4 protein-coding genes are annotated in these 2,329 nt (G+C 53.7%); all 4 read left to right on the top strand.

Annotated elements, in window-relative coordinates:
- A partial coding sequence (locus VLH40_08490; GenBank protein HSV32040.1) for a hypothetical protein occupies nt 1–181 on the top strand: 181 nt, incomplete at its 5' end.
- Nucleotides 165–932 (top strand): type III pantothenate kinase, encoded by a 768-nt coding sequence (locus VLH40_08485; GenBank protein HSV32039.1) that lies wholly within the window; start codon nt 165–167, stop codon nt 930–932. The genes VLH40_08490 and VLH40_08485, both read left to right, overlap by 17 nt.
- Nucleotides 910–1,284: a polymer-forming cytoskeletal protein gene (locus VLH40_08480; protein ID HSV32038.1), complete on the top strand. Its 375-nt coding sequence runs from the start codon at nt 910–912 to the stop codon at nt 1,282–1,284. The genes VLH40_08485 and VLH40_08480 overlap by 23 nt, the downstream gene beginning before the upstream one ends.
- Complete coding sequence (locus VLH40_08475; protein ID HSV32037.1) at nt 1,262–2,167, top strand: hypothetical protein; 906 nt, start codon at nt 1,262–1,264, stop codon at nt 2,165–2,167. Before VLH40_08480 ends, VLH40_08475 begins: the two co-directional genes overlap by 23 nt.
- The last annotated feature ends 162 nt before the right edge of the window (nt 2,168–2,329 follow it).

Here is a 2,329-nt window from a genome sequence, read left to right as displayed (position 1 = left end):
TGTGAACACCATGGGTGTTCTGGGTATTGCGGTGTTGGCCGGCGATTTCACCTGGTCCGCGGTGGTGCCGATCATTGCCTTGAATGGGACCGTGGAATTATTGATCTCGGTAGTGGTCGTTTGGCCAGTTGTACGCATGATCCAAACAGTTGGAGGATGGAGCGATGTTACTGGCTGTTGACGTAGGCAATACGCACACCACCTTCGGGATTTTTACCGAAACTGCATTGCTGGCCAATTGGCGAATCTCTACCTCTTCCCGCCGGACCGCGGATGAATGGGGGTTTGTTTTTCAGGGACTTTTCCAGGAGAGAGGTATGGATAAGGTTTCCCTGGAACGCGCGATAGTGTCCTGTGTGGTCCCACCGGTGACGAATACCCTGGTGGACCTTTTTCAGAATCACTGGCAGATCGACTCTCATGCAATCGGACCAGGGACCAGGACCGGCTTGTCGATTCGGGCGGATGCGAAAGAAGTGGGAGCCGACCGGATCGTGAACGCAGTAAGCGCCTCTAACCGTTATTCAGGAGATCTCATCATAGTGGATTTTGGAACGGCAACCACCTTCGATGCGGTGACCGGGCAAAGAGAGTACTTGGGAGGGGCCTTCTTCCCAGGGATCGGTATCGCGACCGAGGCTTTTTACGAAAAAACAGCCAAACTTCCCCGGATCGATATCGAAATTCCTCAGCGAGTCATCGGTCGAACCACCGTAGAGGCGATGCATGCCGGTATTTTTTACGGATACGTCGGGATGACCCGTGAACTGATCAGGATGATCAGAGAGGATTTTTCGCCACAGGCCCGGGTGATCGGAACCGGTGGTTGGGGATATCTCCTTTCCCGGCACTGTGAAGCAATCGACCATTTTGATCCCTTTTTGACCCTGGAAGGACTGAGAATCATCGATGGACTCAACCGAGGAACATAAGCCTCTCCCTGATGTGGCGATTTTTGGAGATCGGGTCAAGACTAACGGCCATTTTTCCAGTCGTGGTATGGTGATGATCCAGGGACAGCATCGGGGATCGATGGACTGCGAAACGATCGTGGTCACCCGACAGGGTTTCCTGGAAGCAGATACCGTTGGGGAAACCATGGAGGTTTGGGGAACACTCGGTGGGTTTGCCCAGGTGCGCAGGGTCCTCTGTAAAAAGTCTGCCACGCTTACGGGGTATATCATGGCTTCCGCTATTGCCCTTGAGCCGGGAGTTCGGGTGGAGAGAGGCTTCGCTTTTCCCCTCTTCTTAGAGGAAGAAAATGAAATCCAAACGGGTCATTAGTGTCAGCTTAGGATCATCGCGCCGGAACCACCGGGCGGTCATCGACCTGTTTGGTTGCCGGATCTCGATCGAACGGTTGGGAGTGGACGGGGACAAAAAGCGCTTCAACCAGATCCTACGGGAATTGGATGGGTCGGTGGACGCGATTGGGTTAGGCGGTGTAGATCTTTTTCTGCGGGCCGGCCGGTACCAGTACCTGATCAAGGAGGTGGCCCATCTGATCCAGGGAGTACACCGAACCCCGATAGTGGATGGGGGAATCCTGAAACAGTGCTGGGAGCGGGAAGTACCTTCCCGCCTGGTCAAGCAGTTTGGTCTTGAGCTGTCCGGAAAGACCGCTCTGTGTATGAGCGGCATGGACCGGTATGGCCTGGCGGAAGGTCTTGAGAAAGTGGGCTGCCAGCTATTGATTGCGGATATGCCCTTTGCCCTTGGGATACCAATCGCCCTACGCCGATTACGGACCCTCCGTCTTCTTTCAGTCCTCATGATGCCGATTTTACGCCGCCTTCCCTTGGATGTGCTGTATCCAACAGGGGTAAAACAGGAGCGACGTCGGACTCGTTTTCCGGTATACTTTGAACGGGCGGATATCATTAGCGGTGATTTTCATTACATCAACCGATTTCGCCCGCCGACGCTCTCCGGCAAAATGATCATCACCAACACGCTTACCGCCCAGGACGTAGAAGAATTGAGGTCGGCCGGGGCAAGGATCCTGGTTACCACTACCCCGGAGATCGGAGGCCGTTCTTTTGGAGCCAATGTATTGGAGGCGATATTTATCGCTATTCTTGAAAAACCCCCCGAGGAGATCACAGGAGAGGAATATATAACCTTGATGAAAGATTTCGACCTGCAACCTCGGGTAATATTCCTGTAGGACAGAGGAGGTCGAATATGGTGGAATCGCCTGACTATGCGGTCAAGAAGAGAATCGTCGAGGAAACGATCGATAAGTACTCGAGATTTATCAATCCAGCTCTGGCCCGCTATTACAAATTTGCCCAGTTAGACACGGTGGAGTGGTCCGGCCGGGGGACGG

Source organism: Atribacteraceae bacterium (assembly GCA_035477455.1).
Lineage (GTDB): Bacteria > Atribacterota > Atribacteria > Atribacterales > Atribacteraceae > DATIKP01.
Note: the sequence above shows the minus strand (reverse complement) of the source record. Positions and strands in the feature narration are given on the sequence as shown.